This window comes from Gellertiella sp. DMC107 (assembly GCF_056313605.1).
Window position 1 is genome coordinate 285,924 of record NZ_JBQUZZ010000002.1, and the last position, 21,821, is coordinate 307,744.

23 protein-coding genes are annotated in these 21,821 nt (G+C 63.3%); 17 read left to right on the forward strand and 6 right to left on the reverse strand.

The window, feature by feature from the left end; genetic code table 11:
* Positions 1-199: 199 nt before the first annotated feature.
* The 12 genes from infC (at position 200) to ACT54B_RS06885 (ending at position 9,888) form a co-directional block, all read left to right on the forward strand.
* Complete coding sequence (gene infC / locus ACT54B_RS06830; protein ID WP_476044797.1) at positions 200-736, forward strand: translation initiation factor IF-3; 537 nt, start codon at positions 200-202, stop codon at positions 734-736.
* Between the two features lie 148 nt (positions 737-884).
* Complete coding sequence (locus ACT54B_RS06835; protein WP_476043836.1) at positions 885-1,430, forward strand: hypothetical protein; 546 nt, start codon at positions 885-887, stop codon at positions 1,428-1,430.
* 190 nt (positions 1,431-1,620) lie between these two features.
* Entirely contained in the window at positions 1,621-2,157 is a 537-nt protein-coding gene (locus ACT54B_RS06840; RefSeq protein WP_476043838.1) for a PepSY domain-containing protein, read from the forward strand.
* Between the two features lies 1 nt (position 2,158).
* Complete coding sequence (locus ACT54B_RS06845; protein WP_476043840.1) at positions 2,159-2,824, forward strand: response regulator transcription factor; 666 nt, start codon at positions 2,159-2,161, stop codon at positions 2,822-2,824.
* Positions 2,821-4,173 (forward strand): sensor histidine kinase, encoded by a 1,353-nt coding sequence (locus ACT54B_RS06850; protein WP_476043842.1) that lies wholly within the window; start codon positions 2,821-2,823, stop codon positions 4,171-4,173. The genes ACT54B_RS06845 and ACT54B_RS06850 overlap by 4 nt, the downstream gene beginning before the upstream one ends.
* Before the next feature lie 155 nt (positions 4,174-4,328).
* Positions 4,329-4,532 carry a 50S ribosomal protein L35 gene (rpmI, locus tag ACT54B_RS06855; protein WP_230827871.1) on the forward strand — a complete coding sequence of 68 codons (204 nt, stop codon included), beginning with the start codon at positions 4,329-4,331 and terminating at the stop codon, positions 4,530-4,532.
* A gap of 36 nt (positions 4,533-4,568) precedes the next feature.
* Positions 4,569-4,973, forward strand: a complete 405-nt coding sequence (gene rplT, locus ACT54B_RS06860) for a 50S ribosomal protein L20 (RefSeq protein WP_476043843.1) — start codon at positions 4,569-4,571, stop codon at positions 4,971-4,973.
* Between the two features lie 124 nt (positions 4,974-5,097).
* The gene (pheS, locus tag ACT54B_RS06865; protein WP_476043845.1) at positions 5,098-6,180 is read left to right on the forward strand and encodes a phenylalanine--tRNA ligase subunit alpha; all 1,083 of its coding nucleotides are present in this window, start codon (positions 5,098-5,100) and stop codon (positions 6,178-6,180) included.
* A 1-nt stretch (position 6,181) separates the two neighbouring features.
* A complete protein-coding gene (locus ACT54B_RS06870; RefSeq protein ID WP_476043847.1) occupies positions 6,182-6,418 on the forward strand; it encodes a DUF4160 domain-containing protein in 237 nt (78 codons plus the stop codon).
* Positions 6,399-6,674: a DUF2442 domain-containing protein gene (locus ACT54B_RS06875; RefSeq protein WP_476043849.1), complete on the forward strand. Its 276-nt coding sequence runs from the start codon at positions 6,399-6,401 to the stop codon at positions 6,672-6,674. Before ACT54B_RS06870 ends, ACT54B_RS06875 begins: the two co-directional genes overlap by 20 nt.
* Positions 6,675-6,741: 67 nt before the next feature.
* A complete protein-coding gene (gene pheT, locus ACT54B_RS06880; RefSeq protein WP_476043850.1) occupies positions 6,742-9,165 on the forward strand; it encodes a phenylalanine--tRNA ligase subunit beta in 2,424 nt (807 codons plus the stop codon).
* A gap of 114 nt (positions 9,166-9,279) precedes the next feature.
* Positions 9,280-9,888 (forward strand): hypothetical protein, encoded by a 609-nt coding sequence (locus tag ACT54B_RS06885; RefSeq protein WP_476043852.1) that lies wholly within the window; start codon positions 9,280-9,282, stop codon positions 9,886-9,888.
* A gap of 270 nt (positions 9,889-10,158) precedes the next feature.
* On the opposite strand, the gene ACT54B_RS06890 is transcribed toward ACT54B_RS06885, so the two are convergent.
* A complete protein-coding gene (locus ACT54B_RS06890; RefSeq protein WP_476043853.1) occupies positions 10,159-10,998 on the reverse strand; it encodes a MerR family transcriptional regulator in 840 nt (279 codons plus the stop codon).
* A 162-nt stretch (positions 10,999-11,160) separates the two neighbouring features.
* Between ACT54B_RS06890 and ACT54B_RS06895 the strand changes: the two genes are divergently transcribed.
* Together ACT54B_RS06895 and ACT54B_RS06900 are read left to right on the forward strand one after the other, a co-directional pair.
* On the forward strand, positions 11,161-12,444 hold the full coding sequence (locus tag ACT54B_RS06895) for a 4-aminobutyrate--2-oxoglutarate transaminase (protein ID WP_476043855.1): 1,284 nt from the start codon (positions 11,161-11,163) through the stop codon (positions 12,442-12,444).
* Positions 12,444-13,928: an NAD-dependent succinate-semialdehyde dehydrogenase gene (locus ACT54B_RS06900; protein WP_476043857.1), complete on the forward strand. Its 1,485-nt coding sequence runs from the start codon at positions 12,444-12,446 to the stop codon at positions 13,926-13,928. The genes ACT54B_RS06895 and ACT54B_RS06900 overlap by 1 nt, the downstream gene beginning before the upstream one ends.
* A 45-nt stretch (positions 13,929-13,973) precedes the next feature.
* Here ACT54B_RS06900 and ACT54B_RS06905 read toward each other — a convergent pair whose 3' ends face one another.
* Positions 13,974-14,882 (reverse strand): hydrogen peroxide-inducible genes activator, encoded by a 909-nt coding sequence (locus ACT54B_RS06905; protein ID WP_476043859.1) that lies wholly within the window; start codon positions 14,880-14,882, stop codon positions 13,974-13,976.
* Positions 14,883-14,983: 101 nt separating this feature from the next.
* On the opposite strand from ACT54B_RS06905, the gene ACT54B_RS06910 reads away from it, so the two are divergent.
* Positions 14,984-15,169, forward strand: a complete 186-nt coding sequence (locus tag ACT54B_RS06910; RefSeq protein WP_476043860.1) for a YdcH family protein — start codon at positions 14,984-14,986, stop codon at positions 15,167-15,169.
* Between the two features lie 97 nt (positions 15,170-15,266).
* Here ACT54B_RS06910 and ACT54B_RS06915 read toward each other — a convergent pair whose 3' ends face one another.
* The 4 genes from ACT54B_RS06915 to efp form a co-directional block, all read right to left on the reverse strand.
* A complete protein-coding gene (locus ACT54B_RS06915; RefSeq protein WP_476043862.1) occupies positions 15,267-15,644 on the reverse strand; it encodes a DMT family transporter in 378 nt (125 codons plus the stop codon).
* Positions 15,644-17,353, reverse strand: coding sequence for a hypothetical protein (locus ACT54B_RS06920; RefSeq protein WP_476043863.1), 1,710 nt, complete (start codon positions 17,351-17,353; stop codon positions 15,644-15,646). Before ACT54B_RS06920 ends, ACT54B_RS06915 begins: the two co-directional genes overlap by 1 nt.
* Before the next feature lie 11 nt (positions 17,354-17,364).
* Positions 17,365-18,801, reverse strand: a complete 1,437-nt coding sequence (locus ACT54B_RS06925) for a UbiA family prenyltransferase (protein WP_476044798.1) — start codon at positions 18,799-18,801, stop codon at positions 17,365-17,367.
* Between the two features lie 166 nt (positions 18,802-18,967).
* Positions 18,968-19,537: an elongation factor P gene (efp, locus tag ACT54B_RS06930; RefSeq protein WP_476043865.1), complete on the reverse strand. Its 570-nt coding sequence runs from the start codon at positions 19,535-19,537 to the stop codon at positions 18,968-18,970.
* 160 nt (positions 19,538-19,697) lie between these two features.
* On the opposite strand from efp, the gene epmA reads away from it, so the two are divergent.
* Together epmA and ACT54B_RS06940 are read left to right on the forward strand one after the other, a co-directional pair.
* Positions 19,698-20,756, forward strand: coding sequence for an EF-P lysine aminoacylase EpmA (gene epmA / locus ACT54B_RS06935; RefSeq protein WP_476043867.1), 1,059 nt, complete (start codon positions 19,698-19,700; stop codon positions 20,754-20,756).
* A gap of 3 nt (positions 20,757-20,759) precedes the next feature.
* Positions 20,760-21,806, forward strand: a complete 1,047-nt coding sequence (locus ACT54B_RS06940; RefSeq protein ID WP_476043869.1) for a lysine-2,3-aminomutase-like protein — start codon at positions 20,760-20,762, stop codon at positions 21,804-21,806.
* Positions 21,807-21,821 lie beyond the last annotated feature (15 nt).

The following is a 21,821-nucleotide window of genomic DNA, read 5'->3' on the forward strand; positions in this document are numbered from 1 at the left end:
TGGGCGACTACCCCTGTCCGTTGCATGAAAGTCCCCTCGAAATCCGCGTTAAAATCCGCTTTCCCGCCGCAGGAGGGAGGTGATTTTCCCGAAGAGACATGTTAAGAAACTGCCGCGTCGCTCGGCCGAGGGCCTGTCCCATGCACGGGACGCTTCCCATATGGAGCGGCGAATATTAATTTTTGAGGAGAATACGACCATTCGCAGACCTTTCAAAGCCGATGCCCCAACCCGTGACGGGCCGCGTTCCAACCGTGAAATCCGCGTCCCGCGCGTGCAGCTGATCGATGCGGAAGGCAACAATCAGGGTATCGTTCCGATCGATCAGGCCCTCCGTCTCGCCGACGAAGCGGGCCTCGATCTCGTTGAGATTTCCCCGAATGCCGAACCGCCGGTGTGCAAGATCCTCGATCTGGGCAAGCTGAAATATGCGACCCAGAAGAAGGCTGCAGAGGCGCGCAAGAAGCAGAAGATCGTCGAGGTCAAGGAAATCAAGATGCGCCCCAACATCGACACCCATGATTATGAGGTGAAGATGAAGGCGATGAATCGCTTCTTCGAGGAAGGCGACAAGGTCAAGGTGACGCTGAAGTTCCGCGGCCGTGAAATGGCGCACCAGGAGCTGGGCCTCAAGCTCCTGCTTCAGGTCAAGGAAGACACGCTCGGCGTGGCCAAGGTCGAAGCTGAGCCGAAGCTCGAAGGCCGTCAGATGATGATGGTGCTGGCACCGAAATGATTTTTGCCTCCTGAGGCAGAACAGAAAAGCCGTCCTTCGGGACGGCTTTTTTCGTTCTGCCTGACAGTTTGCTGACACCTCGCGTGGGGCTTTGTCAGGATGGTTTTGCGATAGTCCTCTCAACGAAGCAAGACATGAGGTGAATACGATGATCCGCTCCCTGCGAAAGATTGCTCTTCTGTCCTTTACGGCCATGGCGACCCTCGCGATCGTGCCGGCGATCGGCAAGACGGTTCTGACGACCAGTGCTTTTGCCAAGGACGGTAATCACGAATCCCACGGCGGCGATCATTCCGGTGGCGGACGGGGCCATGACGGCGGAGGTCATGAGGGCACGGGCCATGATGACGGCGATGACGACAGCGGCTCCACCGCCGGCACCGATACGGACGACTCCGGCGACGATGCCGATGACGACAAATCTGCAAAGCACGAGGATAATGGCCGCCGGCGTCACGGCAACGATACGGCCCGCGAACATGCAAACGAGCGCAGCCGCGTCGCCCTGTCGGTCTCCGACAGCGAGCTGGAGGGACTGCGGGATGGATCGCTGAAAGCGGTCGACAGCCTCGGGCGGACGCATGAGGTGGAAATCGAAAAGGAACACGGAACGGTCAAGGTGGAGGTCAAGCTGGATGGCGGAGACGACACCGGCGGCGCCATCACCGGCGTGAAAGTCGTGCCAGCCACCTGATCCAGATCATGCGCTTTGCCGGTCCGCGCCCCCATCAAGAGGGCTGGCAAAACAGGAACCCTGCCCAGGCTGCCGCCGCCCCGGGCAGGGTTTCTCCTTTTCCGGAGGTCCGTGGAAACGAAAAACGATTCCCGGCCATGCTTGAATCCGTTGCGGGGAAAGGCCAATCTGGGAAGGAACGGGAGAGCCGATGCAAAGACGTACATTCCTCTTTATCGCCATGACACTCTGCCTCGGCATAGCCGGGCCGATTGCGCCTGCTTTCGCCAAGGACGGTGGCAAGGGGGAAGGCGGCAAAGGGGAAGGCAAGGGCGGTGACGGCGGCGAAGGGGAAGGGTCCGGCGGCGGCGAAGGCTCAGGTGGCGGCGGCGAAGGGGAGGGCTCCGGCGGCAAGGGCTCCGGCCACTCGGGTTCCGATGGTGACGATGGCGATGACGGCGGCTCCGGCAAGGGCTCTGGCGGCGATGACGATGCCAAGGCGGAAGCGGAGGCGGAGGCCGAGCACGAGGAAGCGGCCGAGGCTGTGCGCAAGGGCGAAGTGCTTTCCTACAAGGATGTGATGGACCGTCTGAAAAGCGACCAGGTGGGCCGGGTGTTGCGCATGGAGCTCGATCGCTCTTCCCGCGGCCCCGTCTACCGCATGCGGATCGAAGACGAGGCCGGCTTTGTCTCGACGGTGGTCGTCGATGCCCGCACCGGGCGCTTGCTGTTGCCGGGGGCGCCCTGACATGCGCCTGCTTCTGGCGGAAGACGACGCCGATATTGCTGCCCATACGCTCGCCCGGCTTTCCGCCGAAGGCTATTCGGTCGACCATTGCAGCCGGGGCCCCGAAGTCTGGGACCGGGGCGAGACCGGAGATTATGCCGCGATCATTCTGGATCTGGGTCTGCCCGGCATGGACGGACTGTCCATCCTGAAGCGCTGGCGGGCAGCGGGCGTGGAAACGCCCGTCCTCGTTCTGACCGCCCGCGGCTCGTGGATGGAGCGGGTGGATGGCTTTGAAGCGGGAGCGGACGATTATCTGCCCAAACCTTTTCGTTCGGAAGAACTTCTGGCCCGGCTGAAAGCGCTCTTGCGCCGCGCGGTCAGGGCGCCCGTCGCAGCCCTCGCCGCCGGACGCTTCGTGATGGACGATGCATCGAAGCGTGTCACCTTCGACGGGCAGGTGCTGGACCTCAGCCCGCAGGAATATCGGCTCGTCTCTCTCTTCATCCGCGAAAAGGGCCGCGTGCTCTCACCGATCGAGATTGCCAATCACGTGCAGGGCCGGGACGACGATGCAGCCAAGAATGCGGTGGAAGCGATGATTGCCCGCCTGAGGCGCAAGACCGACCCTTCCGCCATCGAAACCCGGCGCGGCTTTGGCTACTGCATGCCGGACCATCGCGAATGATCCGGTCGCTGCGCTTCCGGCTGGCTGTCGGCGCCCTTGTCGCCATTGCGCTCGCCCTGCTTGCGACCGGCCTCATCCTCAGCCGGGTGTTTACCGATTATGTCGTCCAGCGCTACCGGACCGAAATGGGCGCGGTCATCGATCAGTTGACCGCCGAGATGGAGTTGAGAAATGGCCAGCTGGTAATCCGGCGCAAGCCCGCGGATCCCCGCTTTCGCTTGCCGGCCAGCGGCCGCTATTGGCAAATCACGCCCGAGACGGGCGCTGCGCTGCGGTCTCCATCGCTCTGGGATACGGCGCTGGAGGGGCAGGCGGAGGCAAATTCACCGGCTTTCCTGCGCGGCAGCGGTCCTGACGGAGCGCCCGTCCTGATCGTCGAACGGGCGCTCAAACTCGAATCCGGGGATGGCACGGTGCTTCCCTTTCGGATCATGTCGGCTTTTCCGGAAGAAGAGCTCAATCGGGCCCTGGAAGACTATCACAGCACGCTTCGGCGCATGCTGCTGCTGACGGCTGCACTGCTGATGGCGGCAGCCTATCTGCAAGGCGCCATCGGCCTGCGCCCCCTGACCCGGCTGCGCAAGGAGGTGGCGGAGGTGCGCTCCGGCGCCGCGAACCTCATTGCCGACGAAGGACCCGCCGAGCTGAAGCCGCTGATCGCCGAGCTCAATCTCCTGTTGCGCGAGCGGCAGACGGCCCTGGAGCGCGCCCGCGCCCGGGCAAGCGATCTCGCCCATGGCCTGAAGACACCGTTGACCGTCCTGCAGCAACTGGCCGACAAGCTGCCGGAGCAGGACCGTGCCCTTGCCCGCCAGCAGGTGGAACTCGTGCGCCAGCGGGCCGACCGGCAATTGCAGGCAGCCCGCCTCGGCGTCGAGCAGATGGCGAGCACCGGGCTTGCCGGCCTCTGCGGCAAGCTCGTCATGGTCCTCACGCCCGTCACCCGCAGTCGCAAGGTGATCTGGGAAAGCGAGATCCCCGCCGAAATCGCCATTCACGCGGATGCGGCGGATCTCGCGGAATGCCTCGGCAACATTCTCGACAATGCGAGCCGCTGGGCCGTGAACCGCATCCTGATCCGGGCGGAACGCCTCGAGGCGGGCCGGATCGCGATTGTCGTTTCCGATGACGGGCCGGGCATCGCCGAGGCGGACCGGGAGCGTCTGCTGAAGCGGGGCGAGACCGATGACCGCAGCGCCACCGATGCCGGACAGCCGGCGGGAAGCGGCCTCGGGCTTGCCATCAGCCGCGATATCGTCGAAGCCTATGGCGGTCGCCTCGTGCTTGGACAGGGCGAGACGGGCGGGCTCGAGGTTCGGCTCGACTTTCCGGGTTCCGCCGGGGCCTGAGGCAAAGATTCTCGCGCCGCTCCCGTTGCACTTTTTCAAGCCTGCGGTTATAAGCGCGCGTCCGAACGGTCCGGCAGGGCATGCCGTGGCCGTTCTTTATGCTTGAAAACGGGCTTCGTCTGCCTGTTTCGATACAAGAACAATGGAGTAGCAAAATGCCCAAGATGAAGACGAAATCGTCTGCCAAGAAGCGGTTCAAGATCACCGCGACCGGCAAGGTAAAGGCTGCAGCCGCTGGCAAGCGCCATGGCATGATCAAGCGTACCAACAAGTTCATCCGCGATGCACGCGGCACGATGGTTCTGGCCGAGCCCGATGGCAAGAAGGTCATCAAGAACTACCTGCCCAACGGTCTCTGAGACTGTAAGCCCGCGTTACTTTAAGGAGATCATGACATGGCACGCGTAAAACGTGGCGTAACGTCCCGCGCCAAGCACAACAAGGTATTCAAGGCAGCCAAGGGTTTCTACGGCCGCCGCAAGAACACGATCCGCGCCGCAAAGGCCGCTGTGGATCGTTCCAAGCAGTTCGCTTACAAGGATCGCAAGATCAAGAAGCGGAATTTCCGCGCTCTGTGGATCCAGCGTATCAACGCCGCTGTGCGTGAATTCGGCCTGACCTACGGCCGCTTCATCGACGGCCTGAACAAGGCTGGCATCGCTGTTGACCGCAAGGTCCTGTCCGACATGGCCATCCATGAGCCGGCAGCTTTCGGCGCGCTCGTCGCCGCCGCCAAGAAGGCACTCGCCTACCTCAAGGAAGCCGGTACGGCAAACGAGTTTGAAAGCGCGGTCAAGTAAGCCAGCGCTTCCCAAGCTTTTGCATTAAAACCGATTGGGAAACCCGCGCTGGCAGGGCTGGCGCGGGTTTTTCTTATGCCTGCCTCCTCCCGCCTCTTTCCGATCCAAGCCAGGAAATCCAGGAATGTCCGATCTCGACACTTTGAAAACCGAACTGCTCGGCGCGGTGGCTGAAGCCGCCGACGAGGCCGCCATCGAGGCCGTGCGCGTATCTGCCCTTGGCAAGAAGGGCTCGGTCTCCGAATTGCTGAAGACGCTGGGGGCCATGAGCGCCGAGGAGCGCCAGACGCGCGGTGCGGCCATCAACGCGCTGAAGAACGAGGTGACGGAGGCGATTGCCGCCCGCAAGGCCGAGCTCAAGGAAGCGGCGATCAATGCCCGCCTGAAGGCCGAAACGGTCGATGTCAGCCTGCCGGTCCGCTCTTCGCCGGCCGAGCGCGGCCGCATCCACCCGATCAGCCAGATCGTCGACGAGATCACCGCCATTTTCGGCGACATGGGCTTCTCCATTGCCGAAGGCCCTGACGTCGAGACCGACTATTACAACTTCACGGCGCTCAACTTTCCGGAAGGCCACCCGGCCCGCGAGATGCACGACACCTTCTTCTTCCGCCCGGACGAGAAGGGCGAGCGCAAAGTCCTGCGCACCCACACCTCGCCGGTGCAGGTTCGCACCATGGAAGCGCAGAAACCGCCGATCCGCATTATCATTCCCGGCAAGACCTATCGCCAGGACAGCGACGCCACCCATTCGCCGATGTTCCATCAGGTGGAAGGCCTCGTGGTCGACCGCAAGGCCAATGTGGCGAACATGCGCTGGGTGCTGGAAGAGTTCTGCAAGGCCTTCTTCGAGGTGCCTTCCGTCACCATGCGCTTCCGCCCGTCCTTCTTCCCCTTCACCGAGCCGTCCTTCGAGGTCGACATCCAGTGCGACCGCTCCGGCCCCTCGGTGAAGTTCGGCGAAGGCAAGGACTGGATGGAAATCCTCGGCTGCGGCATGGTTCACCCGAACGTGCTGCGCGCCGGCGGGTTGGACCCGGACGAATATCAGGGCTTTGCCTGGGGCATGGGCCTCGACCGTATCGCCATGCTGAAATACGGCATGCCCGACCTGCGCGACTTCTTCAACGCCGATGTCCGCTGGATGACCCATTACGGCTTCCGGCCGCTGGACATGCCGACGCTGTTCGGGGGACTGAGCCAGTAAGATGCCGACGCTTCTGATATGGCATGGCTACAAGTTCCGTTTTTATGCCTCTGACGGGCCGGAACCGCCTCGCGTCCATATCGTGCGAGACCAGAAGTCAGCCAAGATGTGGCTGATCAGCATGGAACTGGCCTATGCCCACGGCTATAATAGCCGGGAAATCGCCGAGTTTACCGCCAAGGTGGCGGAGAACCGGCAGGTCTGGATGGAGCAGTGGAATGAGTTCTTTGGAATTTGAGACCGAAGAAATGCGCCCGGTGGCTGCCCGTTGTGACAGGGATTTTGTCTATGTCGCCGTGGCGGACGGTCGCGAGATCCGCGCACCACTGTGGTGGTACCCCTTCCTGGCGGAAGCCACGCCAGAACAGCGGGCCCATGTCGAACTCCTCTATTCCGGGGTCTGGTGGCCCGACATGGATGAGGGTGTCTCGGTCAAGGGCCTTTTCCTGGGCTGGAAAGCGCCTGGCGCCAAGGCGCCCGGCAAGGCCGCTTGAATAATTTTCCGGATGTCCGGCATGGCCCCCAAGGGCCAGATGAATGCGACGATGAAGGTTTGATACGATGAAATTCACCCTTTCCTGGCTCAAGGATCACCTCGATACCGATGCCACGCTGGACGAAATCTGCGAGCGCCTGACGGCCATCGGCCTCGAGGTCGAGGATGTCGACGACAAGGCGGCCTACAAGCCCTTCGTCATCGCCAAGGTCGTTTCGGCCGAGAAGCATCCCCAGGCGGACCGCCTGAAAGTGCTGATGGTCGATATCGGTGCGGGTGCGCCGGTGCAGGTCGTCTGCGGTGCGCCGAATGCGCGCGCCGGCCTCGTCGGCGCCTTTGCCGCGCCCGGCACCCATGTGCCCGGCATCGACGTGACGCTTGCCGTCGGCAATATCCGCGGTGTCGAAAGCCGCGGCATGATGTGCTCCGAAAAGGAGCTCGACATGTCCGACAATCATGACGGCATCATCGACCTGCCTGACGATGCGCCCGTCGGCACGAGCTTCGCCGCCTATGCCGGCATTGACGATCCGGTCATCGAGATCAACCTCACGCCGAACCGCTCGGACTGCACCAGTATCTACGGGATTGCGCGCGATCTCGCCGCCTCCGGCCTCGGCCGTCTTAAGACGCCGGTAGCGCCCTCGTTCAAGGCACAAGGCGCAACGCCGACCGAGGTTATCCTCGATCTTGACGATGCAAGTCTCTGCCCCGGCTTTGCGCTCCGCCTCGTGCGCGGCGTAAAGAACGGCCCGAGCCCGGAATGGATGCAGCGCCGGCTCACCGCCATCGGCCTTCGCCCGATCAATGCGCTGGTCGACATCACCAACTACCTGACCTTCGATCAGGGCCGCCCGCTGCACGTCTTCGATGGGGCGAAGGTCAAGGGCAATCTCGTGGTACGCCGCGCTACCGAAGGCGAGACCGTGCTGGCGCTCGACGGGCGCGAATACAAGCTTGGACCCCAGAACGTCGTCATTGCCGATGAAAACGGCGTCGAATCCATCGGCGGCATCATGGGCGGGGAGCATTCGGGCTGCGATGAGAACACGGTGGACGTGCTGATTGAATCCGCGCTCTGGCATCCGCTGAACATTGCCAAGACCGGCCGTTCGCTCGGCATCATCACCGATGCGCGCTACCGCTTCGAGCGTGGCGTCGATCCGGAATACTTGGTCCCCGGGCTCGACCGCGCCACCGAACTGGTTCTGGACCTCTGTGGCGGCGTTGCGGCGGAAGCCCGCGTCACCGGCTATGCCGGCTATCAGGCGAAGATCGTCGATTTCCCCTTCTCGGAAGTCAAGCGTCTGACCGGCCTGACTGTCTCGAAGGAAGAGTCCGTCGAAATCCTGACCGGCCTCGGCTTCACCGTCGCCGGCTCCGGCGAGCGGGTTTCCGTCTCGGTACCCTCCTGGCGGCCGGATGTGGATGGCAAGGCGGATCTCGTGGAAGAGGTCATGCGCATCCACGGCGTCGACAACATCAAGCCCGAGCCGCTGGAACGGGATGTGCCGGTCAATGGCCGCATTCTCACCACGCTGCAGATCCGCACCCGCGCGGCCAAGCGTGCGCTTGCCGCGCGCGGCATGCTGGAAGCCGTCACCTGGTCCTTCATCTCGGAAGAACAGGCAAAGCTTTTCGGCGGCGGTTCCGAGGCGCTGAAGCTCGCGAACCCGATTGCCGCCGACATGTCCGACATGCGGCCCTCGCTGCTGCCGGGCCTGCTCACCGCTGCCCAGCGCAATGCGGACAAGGGCTTCGGCGATGTGGCGATCTTCGAAGTGTCCGGCACCTATGAAAACGACCGCCCGGAAGGCCAGCGTCGCGTCGCCGGCGGTATTCGCCGCGGTACGGCGACGATTTCGGGCGCGGGCCGCATGTGGTCCAACGCCAAGACGGGCGGCGGCAAGAATGCCGATGTCTTCGATGCCAAGGCCGATGCGCTGGCGGTGATCGAAGCCGCAGGTTTGCCGATGGCCAATATCCAGATCGAACAGGGCGGACCGGACTGGTATCACCCGGGCCGCTCCGGCACGATCAAGATGGGCCCGAAGATCGTGCTCGGCCATTTCGGCGAGTTCCATCCGAAGGTGCTGGAAGCGCTCGACGTCTCCGGCGCACTGGCCGGTTTCGAGGTCTTCCTCGATGCCATGCAGGAGCCGAAGAAGAAGGCCACCCGCACCAAGCCGGCGCTGGAGCTGTCGCCCTTCCAGGCGGTCAAGCGCGACTTCGCCTTCGTGGTCGACAAGGCCGTCGATGCCGCCTCGATCCTGAAAGCCGCCGGCAGCGCCGACCGAAAGCTGATTACTGCCGTCAACGTCTTCGACGTCTTCGAGGGTGCATCCATCGGCGAGGGCAAGAAGTCGGTCGCCATTGAAGTGGTGATCCAGCCGGTTGACCGCACGCTCACCGACGAGGATTTCGAGGCGCTGACCGGCCGCATCGTCGGCAATGTCACGAAGACGACGGGCGGCGCGCTGCGGGCCTGATCCGGCAAATGAAACGCTGCAGGAAGGCACCCCGCGGGTGCCTTTTTGCTTTTCGGGTGGTGGAGCCATCGGCGGTCGCGCTAGTTTTCCCTGATCAAGAGGGAGATTCGAGCCATGCGAAAACCCGCATCCGTCAGGGGATTGGAAGAACTCGGCCGCGTGCGCCTGTCGCAAAATTTCTTCCTTCGCGATTTTCTCCATTCGGAAATCGCCGCCCTGCATGGCTTTGCCAATATTCCCGACAATCCCGATCTCGCCATTGCGGCGGGTAAACGCCTTTGCGAAGACCTGCTGGAGCCGCTGCAGGCCACCTTCGGGCGACTGCATATCCGCTCCGCCTACCGGTCACCCGAGGTCAATGATTTCGGCAATCGCAACGGTTTCAACTGTGCCCAGAACGAGAAGAATTATGCGGGCCATATCTGGGACAGGCGGGATGCGGCGGGCCGCATGGGCGCCACCGCCTGCATCGCCATCCCCTGGATCTGGGACCGGTTTCAGACAAAAGGCGACTGGCGCCGGCTTGCCTGGTGGATCCACGATCATCTGCCTTATCACGGTCTCGAATTCTTCCCGAAACTCTGGGCGGTGAACGTCAACTGGCGCGAGGAGCCGGAGCGCATCATCACCAGTTTTGCCGATCCCCGCGGCGTGTTGACACGGCCGGGAATGGCGAACCATGAGGGCCGTCATGCGGCGGAGTATGAGGGTTTCCGGAATTGAAGCGGGCGGGGTGATTTTCAAAGGCAGCTTGAAGATGGTTGGTCTCAGGCGACCCCCACCCCTGACCCCTCCCCACAAGGGGGAGGGGGAAAGCGCCGCCTTGCCAAAGTTGCCATGCATGTCGACCAAAGACCTACATCCAGGCCGGAATGGGGCTGGGGCAGAGCGCCTGCCCTCCCCCCCCTTGTGGGGAGGGGCAGGGGTGGGGGTAACCCTGGAATGGAGGAGTGAGGTAAACTCAGCGAGGAGGCGGGAACCCGGCTCCCGCCCTCAGAAGCTCGCCGGCGTATTGATCCATAGAAGGATGGTCTCGGCTTTGGAGACATTGCGCCAGGAATGGGGGCGATGGCTTTCGAAGGTGAAGCTGTCGCCGGCGTTCAGTTCGAAGAACTGGTCGCCATCGAGAATGATCTCCAGCGAGCCGGTGAGCACATAGATGAATTCCTCGCCGTCATGCTGGTAGGCGCCCTCCGAGGAAGCGCCGGGCGCGAGCTGGAAGCGGTGGCACTGCATCTGCTTGGCGCCTTCGGCGAGCACCTGCACCGTCACGCCCGATGTGGTGGCCGGCCAGGTCGGCCATTCGCCATAGCGCACCAGACTTTCGTTCGGGCGGGTCTTGTCCTCGCCGCAAAGGATCGACACGGTCGTGCCGAAATAATGGGCGACCGCATGCAGCGCCGTCAGCGACAGGCCCTGCGACGTGCGCTCGAAGGTGGAAAGAACGGAGGTAGTGACGCCGATTGCCTTCGCCACCGTGTCCAGCGTGTCGCCCGCCGCCCGGCGCATGCGCCGCACCTTGTGACCGACGGGGATCTCGTCCGGGCCCGGCTTGCGTTCGGGAAGCGGCGCGGCGGCAACGGGCAGGGGGCCTGCGTCGCCCTCGTCCTCCCCCTTCAGAAATTCGCGGATGGCCGCCGGGTTGAGCCCCTGCTCCTGCCGCAGCCAGGCAATCCGCTTCAGTCGTTCCAGAAGATCGCCGTCATAGAGCCGCTGGCCGCTTTCGGTGCGGATCGGTTCGAACAGGGACTGGCTTTCCCAGAGCCGGAGCGTCGAGGGCGAGACTCCCACCATCCGCGCCGCTTCCGCAATCTTGAACCGTGTTGTCTGCATCGGAGGCCAGCCGTTTCTGTGTCGCGATTTCTCTTTAGCGATGGAAATCCATATTGCAAATCTACAGAAAAAATGTAAGTAAATTTTCGGCCCAAGTCGAGGGCCGTTTTCTTTGACCAGAGCGCGGGGCTCCGCGCCGACCACCATCCCGGGGATTTCACCATGTTGAACGCCGAAATTTCAGCACGCAAGAACGAAGCCATCTCTCGCGGCGTCGGTATGACGACGCAGGTCTATGCCGAGCGTGCCGAGAATGCCGAAATCTGGGATGTCGAGGGCCGACGCTATATCGATTTTGCCGCCGGTATCGCCGTGGTCAATACGGGCCACCGCCACCCCAAGGTCATCGATGCGGTCAAGAACCAGATCGACCGCTTCACCCATACCTGCCATCAGGTCGTGCCTTACGAGAACTATGTGCGTCTCGCCGAGCGCCTGAACAAGCTGGTTCCCGGCAACTTCGCCAAGAAGACCATTTTCGCGACCACCGGCGCCGAAGCCGTTGAAAACGCGATCAAGATCGCCCGCGCCGCCACCGGCCGCTCGGCCGTTGTCGCCTTTACCGGCGCTTTCCACGGCCGTACCTTCATGGGCATGGCGCTGACCGGCAAGGTCGTTCCCTACAAGGTCGGCTTCGGCGCGATGATGAGCGATGTCTTCCATGTGCCGTTCCCGGTCGACCTGCATGGCGTCTCGGTCGAAACCGCACTCGACGTGCTCGACAAGCTCTTCAAGGCCGATGTGGATCCAAAGCGTGTGGCCGCGATCATCGTCGAGCCGGTTCAGGGCGAAGGCGGCTTCTATGAAGTCCCCCGCGCACTGATGAAGGCGCTCCGCAAGCTCTGTGACGATCATGGCATCCTGCTGATCGCAGACGAGGTGCAGACCGGCTTTGCCCGTACCGGCAAGCTGTTTGCGATGGAACATCATGATGTGGTTCCGGATCTCACCACCATGGCCAAGGGTCTCGCCGGCGGCTTCCCGCTGTCCGCCGTCACCGGCCGCGCCGAAATCATGGATGCGCCCGGCCCCGGCGGCCTCGGCGGCACCTATGCCGGCTCGCCCATCGGTGTGGCGGCTGCCAATGCGGTGCTGGACGTCATCGAGGAAGAAAAGCTCTGCGAACGGGCCGAAGCGCTCGGCGCCCGCCTGAAGCAGCGGCTGGCCTCGCTCCGTGATGCGGTGCCGCAGATTGTCGATATCCGCGGCCCGGGCTTCATGGTCGCCGTCGAATTCAACAACAAGGGCACCAACAAGCCGGATGCGGATTTCGCCAATGCGATCCGTCTGAAGGCGCTGGAGAAGGGCCTGATCCTGCTGACCTGCGGTGTTTACGGCAATGTCATTCGCTTCCTGGCGCCGATCACGGTACAGGACAACGTGTTCAACGAGGCGCTGGACATTCTCGAAACCTGCATGCGCGACGTATCGGCGGAGGCAAAGTAATGGCGATTTCGAACACACTCCTCTCGAAGCTCAAGGACCCCTCGCTGGTCACCGACAAGGCCCTGGTCGCGGGCGAATGGCTGGCGGCCAGCGAAAGCGGCCGCACCTTCGACGTGACCAACCCGGTCAATGGCGAAGTACTGGCCACGCTCCCGAACCTGACGAAGGCCGAGCTCACCCGCGCCATCGACAAGGCGCATGAGGTGCAGAAGGCCTGGGCGAAGAAGACGGGCAAGGAGCGCGCGGGCGTTCTGCGCAAGCTCTTCGATCTCATGGTCGCGAATGCCGACGACCTCGCCACCATCCTGACGATGGAAATGGGCAAGCCGCTGGCGGAAGCCAAGGGCGAAATCCTCTATGGCGCAGCCTATGTCGAATGGTTCGGCGAGGAAGCCAAGCGCGTCTACGGCGACACCATCCCCGGCCACCAGGCCGACAAGCGCATCATCGTCATCCGCCAGCCGGTGGGTGTGGTGGGCGCCATCACGCCCTGGAACTTCCCCAATGCCATGCTGGCCCGCAAGATGGCGCCGGCACTGGCCGTCGGCTGCACCATGGTGTCGAAGCCCGCCGCCCAGACGCCGCTTTCGGCCCTGTCGCTCGCGCTCCTCGCCGAGCGCGCCGGCGTGCCCGCCGGTGCCTTCTCGGTCTTTACCGGCACCGAGGCGTCCATGGTGGGCAAGGAGTTCTGCGAAAACGAGAAGGTGCGCAAGCTCACCTTCACCGGCTCCACCAATGTCGGACGCATCCTGATGCGGCAGGCAGCCGACCAGATCAAGAAGCTCGGCCTCGAACTCGGCGGCAACGCACCATTTATCGTCTTCGACGATGCGGATCTCGATGCGGCGGTGGAAGGGGCCATGGTCTCCAAGTACCGCAATGCCGGCCAGACCTGCGTTTGCGCCAACCGCATCTATGTGCAGGCCGGCGTCTATGATGCCTTTGCCGAAAAGCTCGCGGCCCGCGTCTCCGCCATGAAGGTGGGCGACGGTCTCGAAGCCGGTGTCAACACCGGCCCGATGATCGACGGCAATGCGCTCGCCAAGGTGCAGGAGCACGTGGACGATGCCGTTTCCAAGGGGGCGAAGATCGCCGTCGGCGGCAAGCAGCCTGATCTCGGCGGCCTCTTCTACCAGCCGACGATCCTGACCGGCGTGACCTCGGACATGATGGTGGCCCGGGAAGAGACGTTCGGTCCCGTGGCGCCGCTCTTCAAGTTCGAGACGGAAGCCGAAGTGGTGGAAATGGCCAATAATACCGAGTTCGGCCTCGCCTCCTACTTCTTCTCCCGCGACGTCTCGAAGATCTTCCGCGTGGCCGAGCAGCTGGAATATGGCATGGTCGGCATCAATACGGGCCTGATCTCCACGGAAGTGGCGCCCTTCGGCGGCATCAAGCAGTCCGGCACCGGTCGCGAAGGCTCGAAATACGGCATCGACGACTATACCGAGCTGAAATACATGTGCCTTGGCGGCATCGAGTAAGCCGAAACCCATGAAAACCCCGGCCTCGCGCCGGGGTTTTTCGGTCTAGAGCAGACTGTCGGCCACTTCCCGACCGAGTCTTGCCAATTCGGCGAAATGCGGCGCGCGGCTGCTGTTGCGCCGCCAGAAGAAGCCGATCGTCCGCTCTGCCCGCCAGTCTTCCAGACGGATCAGATGCAGGTTGCTGTCCTTGCCGAATTCCGAGCGCACATAAAGCTCCGGGAAGAGCGACAGGCCCATTTCGATGGATACCATCTGGCGCAGCGCATCGAGGCTGGTTCCTTCATAATCCTCGGCCATTTCCGCGCCCGAGATGGCGGCGAGACGCCGGACGTCATCGAGCAGGCGGTGGCCGCGTCCGAGCGTGAGCAGCCGCTCGCCTTTCAGCGCCTCTGCCGGCACGGAGGCAAATCTGGCCAGCCGGTGATCGCGATGCACGGCCAGATAGATCTTCTCCCGACAGATCGGCTCGAAGGAAAAGGCTTCCGGATCGTCCGGTTGCTGGCCCAGACCGCAGTCGGTCTCCCCACCCAGCACCGCGCTTTCGAGCAGCCTCGGCCTGTCCTCGCGGATATAGAGTTGCAGGTCGCGATGCGCCGTATGGACCCGGGGCAAGAGATAAGGGAGGAAATAGGGCCCGAAGGAAGGCACCACGCCGAGCCGGATAAGCCCGCCGAGGCTGCCCTTTGCGCTGCGCGCCAGCGCGGTGATCTCGTCAAGGCTGGAGAGGATGCCCCGCGCCGTGGCGATGATCGCCGCCCCCGTTGGTGTCGGCTCGATCCGGCCCGGACTGCGGTCGATCAGCACGGTACCGAGCTGCTTTTCGAGAAGGGCCAGTTGCACCGATAGCGTCGGCTGCGAGACATGGCAGCGCCGGGCGGCTTCACCGAAATGCCCGGTATCGCCCAGGGCGACCAGATATTCCAGCTGTCTGTGCGTGGGCCGGTAGGGCAAGCTTTCCTCCATAGAGGCTATCTATTGCGAGGATAATATCAATCAATTGGATCAATTGGGCAAGGCGTGCGATCTTGCAGGCGTTGAGAAAGGAGTAAGAGATGAAACCGCTGTTGCGATCGCTGCGTACCCGCCATGAAATCGTCGATGCCAAGATCGGAAGCGAGCAGAACCGCCCCATGCCGGACAACCTGCGTATTCGGGCCCTGAAGAAGATCCGGCTGCGTATCAAGGAGCAGATCGCCTTTCTGGAACGGGAGGAGCGCACGCTGCTTGTCGGCTCGTAATACCCCCGCCTCAATCATGCCGGCCCATGAGCCGCCAGGGGCCGCGAGCTGCGGGGATGGCATGTCCGCCGCCATCCCCGCATTCGCCCGATGCGCCTCAGGCACTCCGACCCAGCGCCAGGACAAGAATGCCGAGCGCGGTGAGGCCGATGCCGGCCAGAGAGAGACGGCTGACCTCTTCGCCGAGGATCAGCACGCCGGAAAGGGTGGTGATGATGATGCCGAGCGCCACGAAGGGATAGGCGAAGGAAACCGGAATGCGCGAGAGGACGAAAAGCCAGAGAAGCGTGCCGAAACCATAGGCGGCAAGGCCTCCCCACAGGAAGGGCGATGCGAGCAGGATGCGCACCACCTCAGCCGCGCTGCCACCGCGCCCGAGCACGGCCTGAACGTCGGGGCGCGTCATTCCGACGCGAAAAAGGGTCTGCGCGAAAGCAGAGAGGCAAACGCTGACGAGAATAAGCAGGATCGGCATCAGGGCGTTTCCTTTGATGCGGCGGGATAGACGCAGAGATCGCCCTCCCTGTGCACGGGCGCTTCGGTGACTGCCGGATCGCAAAAGGTCACGACATAATCGATGCCCTGCTGCCGCGCATAGGTCATCCGCGCAGCGGCGGTCGGCAGCACCCGCACGGCGTCATAACGGCGTCGCCATTCGGCGTGGGTTGCGGGCGCCCACATGGGCGCGGCCCCGAATTTGTAGCTCGTCCAAACGGACCGATCGGCCGCTGCGAAAAAGCCGGTGACGTCATAGGCGAGGGCCTGGGAAAGGGCGGAGGCGCCTTCCGGGGCGGCTTCCGTACCCACGGGCAGCAGAAAAACGCTGTCGGCCCGCGTATGCTGCGCCGCCCATTGCCCGATCCGTTCCCATTGCGCGGAAAGTGCCCAGAGATTGCGGCTGCTAGCGATCGAGGGCAGCAGGGTCGAAGAAATGGAAAACGCAAGACTTGCAGCGAAGATGGCCTTTGCGAGCAGAAGCGTGAGGGGGCGCTGGACCAATGTCAGGGCAGGGCGCGCGGCGGGCAAGACCAGAATGACCGCAGCCGCCAGAAACAGGGGAAGCGCCGGCTTGCCGATCACGAGAAGTGCCGCCAGTGCGAAACCGGCAACCTGCGCGGGGCGGGCCTCGTCCGCCGCAAGCCCGGCGGCGGCCATCGAAAGCCCCAGCACGGCGAGCCACTGGATCAGCACGGCGCTGCGGATCAGGTGCAGGTTCAGGATGAAACGGCTTTCGGTGACAAGCGGGACCAGGCTGCCCAGGGCCAGGAGTACGAGTGCGGCGAGGGCCGCGGCCAGAAACAGGGCACGACGTTGCCGTATCAGGAATGCAGCGAGAACCATGCTCGCCGAGAGCAGGGCCAGAGACCACAGGTCCGGCTTCGACAGGCTATCGATGAAGAAATGGTAGGGGAAAAAATCGCGCAGATAGCCGCTGTAGGAATAATCGGGCCTATAGCCGGGCACTTCAGGCGTCAGGATCGTCCGGATGACCGGAACGAGTAGCGGCGCGCCGAGAACTCCCCCCGCCATCACGCCTTTCAGGAGGCCGACGAGACTTTCCTCCTTCGCATGAAGCCGCGTGGCCATGATCGCCAGCCAGAGCGGCGCGAGCCAGACGGCCATGAAGGCATTGAGGAAAAAGGTGACAGAGGCCACAAAGACCGAGCGGGCGATCTGACCTCTCACCGCCAGCGACAGCGAGAATATCAGCGTGGCATTGGCGAGTTCCGAATGAGAGAAATAGTTGATGTTCAGCCCACCGCCGCCCGGCGCATAACCGCTGGCCAGGGGGGATACCGCGATCAGGAACAGGAAATACGCCGAAAACCGGGTGCCGGAATAGCCAAAACTGCGGGCGAAATGAAGCACCGCGCCCATGGTCAGCAGTCGGGACAGGACAAAAGCAAGCAGCAGAAAGCTTTTCGGGGCGATCAGTGAGGCACTGCCGGCAAAAACCAGCCAGAATCCCGACGAAAAGCGTTGGAGTGACTGGATGAAGGCATCCCCAGCAAATTGCGGCAGATCGTAATCGCCCCGCAGGATCGGCAGGTGATAGATATTGTTGTTGTAGAACGGCACGAGCCCTGAATAGAGGATCGAGAGGAAGGCCGCTGCGCAGACGAGGGCGGCGATGACCAGGGTCGAGCCTTTGCTGCCCCCGGATTGCAGGCCGGTCGAGGACATCTGCGTCTCCATCACATGGCCAGGGCAACGAGCGTCAGGGTCGAGGCGCCGACCAACCAGCTGCGGACGTCCGTCAGCGCAAAGACAATCGGATCGTCATGCAATTGCCGCCGGTGGGCGAGCAGCAGCACGCGCCCGATCCAGTAGAGAAACAGCGGGCAGAGCAGCCACAGCAGCGCCGGCCTGGAATAGAGCTGCTTCACCGTATCGGAATTGACATAGAGCGCGAGGACAGTGATCGCATTCATGCCCGCTGCGGCAGCAAGGGCGGCAATGATCGGCAGGTCTGCAACACGGTAATCCCGGTTGGAGGGGTCGGGCAATTCCTTGTCGAGCCTTGCGGAAAGTTCCACATAGCGCTTGGTCAGAGCCAGCGCGGTGAAGAACATCAGGCAGAAGGCAAAGAGCCATTCGGAGACCGCAACCTGCACCGCTCCGGCGCCGGCCACGACGCGCATGGAATAGAGCAGCGAGAGCACGGTCACGTCCACCAGCATCATTTTCTTCAAGGAGAAAGAATAGGCGGTGGTCAGGGCCATATAGCCGACGAGCAGCGCCGCAAAGAGCGGCGGAAGCTGCGTGGCCAGCAGGGCAGAGGCGGCAAGCAGCAGCGGCACGAGCAACAGGCCGTGAGCCGGCGACACCGCGCCGGATGCGAAGGGTCTGCGCCTCTTCGACGGATGTCCGCGATCCGCGTGCAGATCGAGAAAATCGTTGATCACATAGACGGCGGAAGCCGCCAGAGAAAAACAGACGAAGGCGATCAGGGCGGAGACGAATGCCTGCCCCGCCAGCTGGTGCGATGTGAGCGCCGGAACGAAAACCAGCACATTCTTGGCATATTGATGCGGTCGGAGAAGCTTCACCAGCGCCTTGGTGCTGGAGGCCTTGCCCGAAAGCGCGGTCACATCGAGCCCTTCCCGGCGGAAGGCATCCGAATGGCCTGCGCTCATGCCGACCGCATAGGCCCGCCGTGCCGCCCGCCAGCCTGGACTATCGGTCCCCGCTGCACCCAGATAATCGAAGTCCGCTCCCTGTCCTGCCATCCGGAGCACGCTCTCCGGGTGGGTTGAGAAATCGGCCTTCGACAGAACCCCTGTCACGCAGCCGAGCCGTTGTTGCAGCAGCAGGGCGAGGGGCTTCATCGCCGGACTTGCCAGGAGATAGACCGGCCGCCCGGCGCGATGGGCATTGGTGATCACCACCTCGGCCTCTTCCCTCAGAGGCAGGGTCCGGGCCACCGTTTCAAGACCCTCCTCGCCGTCCGTACCCGTCAGGCATCCGATGGCCGCTTTCATCCGGCCGGCGGAAAGATTGGCTGCAAGCCGTTCCAGCCGGATATCCGCAGACAAAAGCCCGCCTTCCAGCTCCACCAGCAGCGGGACCGGCAATGCCGCCGTCTCCACTGCCCGATGCAGTTCCTCTTGCCGTTGGTTCTGCAGCATCATGCGCACGGACGAGTTCCTGTTGAAAAATGGACATACAATGGGAACAGCATATGAATCGATTGATTGAAGCTTTTCTTAACTAAGCCCGCTTTTTTGCGTGCAGCATGAAAAAAGCCGCCTTCCGAGGGGAAGGCGGCTTGAAGGGCCGTGCTGGATCCGGTCAGGATCAGTCCTTGGCGCGCTCCACATAGGAGCCGTCTTCGGTCATGATCACGACGCGGGTGCCGGCAGTGATATGCGGGGGAACGAGCGTGCGAACGCCGTTCGACAGGATCGCGGGCTTGTAGGAGGAAGAAGCCGTCTGGCCCTTCACGACCGGCTCGGTCTCGGTGATTTCGAGTGTCACGTGGCGCGGCAGTTCGATGGCGAGCGCTACGCCCTCGTGCATCGAGAGAATGCAGCTCATGCCTTCCTGCAGATAGGCCTTCATGTCGCCCACGGTTTCCGCGTCGACGGCGACCTGATCGTAGTTTTCGGGGTTCATGAAGTGATAGCCTTCGCCATCCTCATAGAGGAACTGGAAGGGACGGTCTTCCACGAAGGCGCGCTCGACCTGCTCGGTGGTGCGCCAGCGCTCGGAAACCTTCACACCGTCGACGATGCGGCGCATGTCGACCTGGGTGACAGGCGTGCCCTTGCCCGGATGGAAGTTCTGGGCGGTGAGCACCACGTAGAGCTTGCCGTCCACTTCGACGACATTGCCCTTGCGCAGCGAGGATGCGATGATCTTGACCATTAAGACGTCCTTGTAACTCTTCTTCCGGCGTCGTAGAGGGACGGCAACGATGGCGTCCCGGAACCGGCTTTGTCCGTTTCAGGGCCGGGACCTATCCTAATTTGCCGCCAAATGCCAGCCTCGGCGCGTGAAATAGAGCGAAGAAAGCGCGTAAAAAGCCATGGTCGCATCCCCCACACGACCGTCTCCCTGGTGGTCGCCCTCGGTCCATGCCGACCGGCGTCCCTTCCTGATCGGGCGCAACCGCATCCAGGCGGCCTTCCGGGCCTTCTTCGCGCGCCATGATTTCATCGAGGTGGATACGGCCACCCTGCAGGTTTCGCCGGGCAACGAGGCCCATCTGCACGCCTTTGCGACGCAGGCGATCGATCACGCGGGCGCGCGCCACCCGCTCTATCTCCATACCTCTCCGGAATTTGCCTGCAAAAAGCTGTTGGCCGCCGGGGAAGCCCGCATTGCCTGCTTTGCCCATGTCTATCGCAACCGCGAGCGCGGGCCGCTGCATCACCCCGAATTCACCATGCTGGAATGGTACCGGGCCGGAGAGACCTACGAGGCGCTGATGCGCGACTGTGCCGATCTTCTGGCGCTTGCGGCGGAAACCGCCGGCTGCCGGCTCTTTTCCTGGCGTGGCGAAACCTGCGATCCCTTTGCCGAACCCGAGCGCCTGAGCGTCGCTGACGCCTTTGAACGCTTCGCAGGCATCGACCTTCTGGTTACCACCACGGCCGCCGGCGAAACCGACCGGGACGCCCTGGCGGCGGCCCTTTCCCGCGCCGGCATTCGCCATGCCGCCGATGACAGCTGGGCCGATCTTTACAGCCGCGTGCTGGTGGAAAGGATCGAGCCGAAGCTGGGTTTCGGCCGTCCGACCATCCTCTACGGCTATCCGGTCAGCGAGGCGGCCCTTGCGCGGCCCTCGGCCGAGGAGCCCCGGGTGGCGGAACGCTTCGAGCTTTATGCCTGTGGCGTCGAGCTCGCCAATGCCTTCGGCGAACTCACCGACCCGGTGGAGCAGCGCCGTCGCTTCACGCTGGAAATGGCCGAAAAGCGACGGGTCTATGGCGAGGAATACCCGCTCGACGAGGAATTCCTCGACGCGCTCGCCCACATGCCTGATGCCAGCGGCATCGCGCTCGGCTTCGACCGCCTGGTCATGCTGGCGACGGGCGCGACCCGCATCGAGCAGGTGCTCTGGGCACCCGTGGCGGAGGTCTGAGGCGTGGGCGCCCGCACCATCACCACGGCGGAAGGCCTGGCGGATGCCGGCTTGATCTCGCCCGAAGCGGTCGATGAGGCCCGCCGGGTCGGCGCGCGCTATGCGATTGCCCTCACGCCCCTCATGGCCGCTCGGATCGCGGATCCGGAGGATGGCATCGGTCGGCAATTCCTGCCGCAGGCACGGGAACTCGATACGCTGCCGGATGAACTTTCCGATCCCATCGGCGATCATGCCCACGCGCCCGTCGAGGGGCTGGTGCATCGCTATCCGGACCGGGTGCTGCTCAAGGTTCTGCATGTCTGCCCGGTCTATTGCCGCTTCTGCTTCCGGCGGGAAATGGTCGGGCCGACGGGCGACGGCACGCTGTCCAGCGACGCGCTCGACCGGGCACTGGCCTATATCGCGGATCATGCGGAAATCTGGGAAGTCATCCTCACGGGCGGCGACCCGCTGATGCTTTCACCCCGCCGCCTGGGGGAGATCATGGCGCGCCTCTCGGCCATTCCGCATGTGAAGGTGGTGCGCCTGCACAGCCGGGTGCCGGCGGTCGAACCTGCCCGCATCTCGCCAGAGCTGGTGGCCGCGCTTCGCGGCTTCCGGGGCAGCACCTATGTGGCGTTGCATGCGAACCACCCCGACGAGTTCACGAAAGAGGCGGCGGACGCGCTTTCCCGGCTTGTGGACGCCGGGATCGTCCTCCTCAGCCAAAGTGTGCTGCTGCGCGGTATCAACGACGATCCCGATGTGCTTGAAAGGCTGATGCGCCGTTTCGTCGAGCATCGCGTCACCCCCTACTATATCCACCATCCCGATCTGGCTCCGGGGACGGCCCATTTCCGGCTCCCGATCGCCGAAGGCCTCAGGCTGGTCGCCTCGCTGAAAGGCCGGCTTTCAGGCCTCTGCAGGCCCGCCTATGTGCTCGATCTGCCCGGCGGTCACGGCAAGGTGGATCTTGAAAGCGCAGCCGCCGTCGCGCTGGAAGAGGGGCTCTGGCAACTGACCGACTATCGCGGCACGCCCCATCTCTACCGGGATTCCTGCCTCTGACAGAGCCTGATCGGG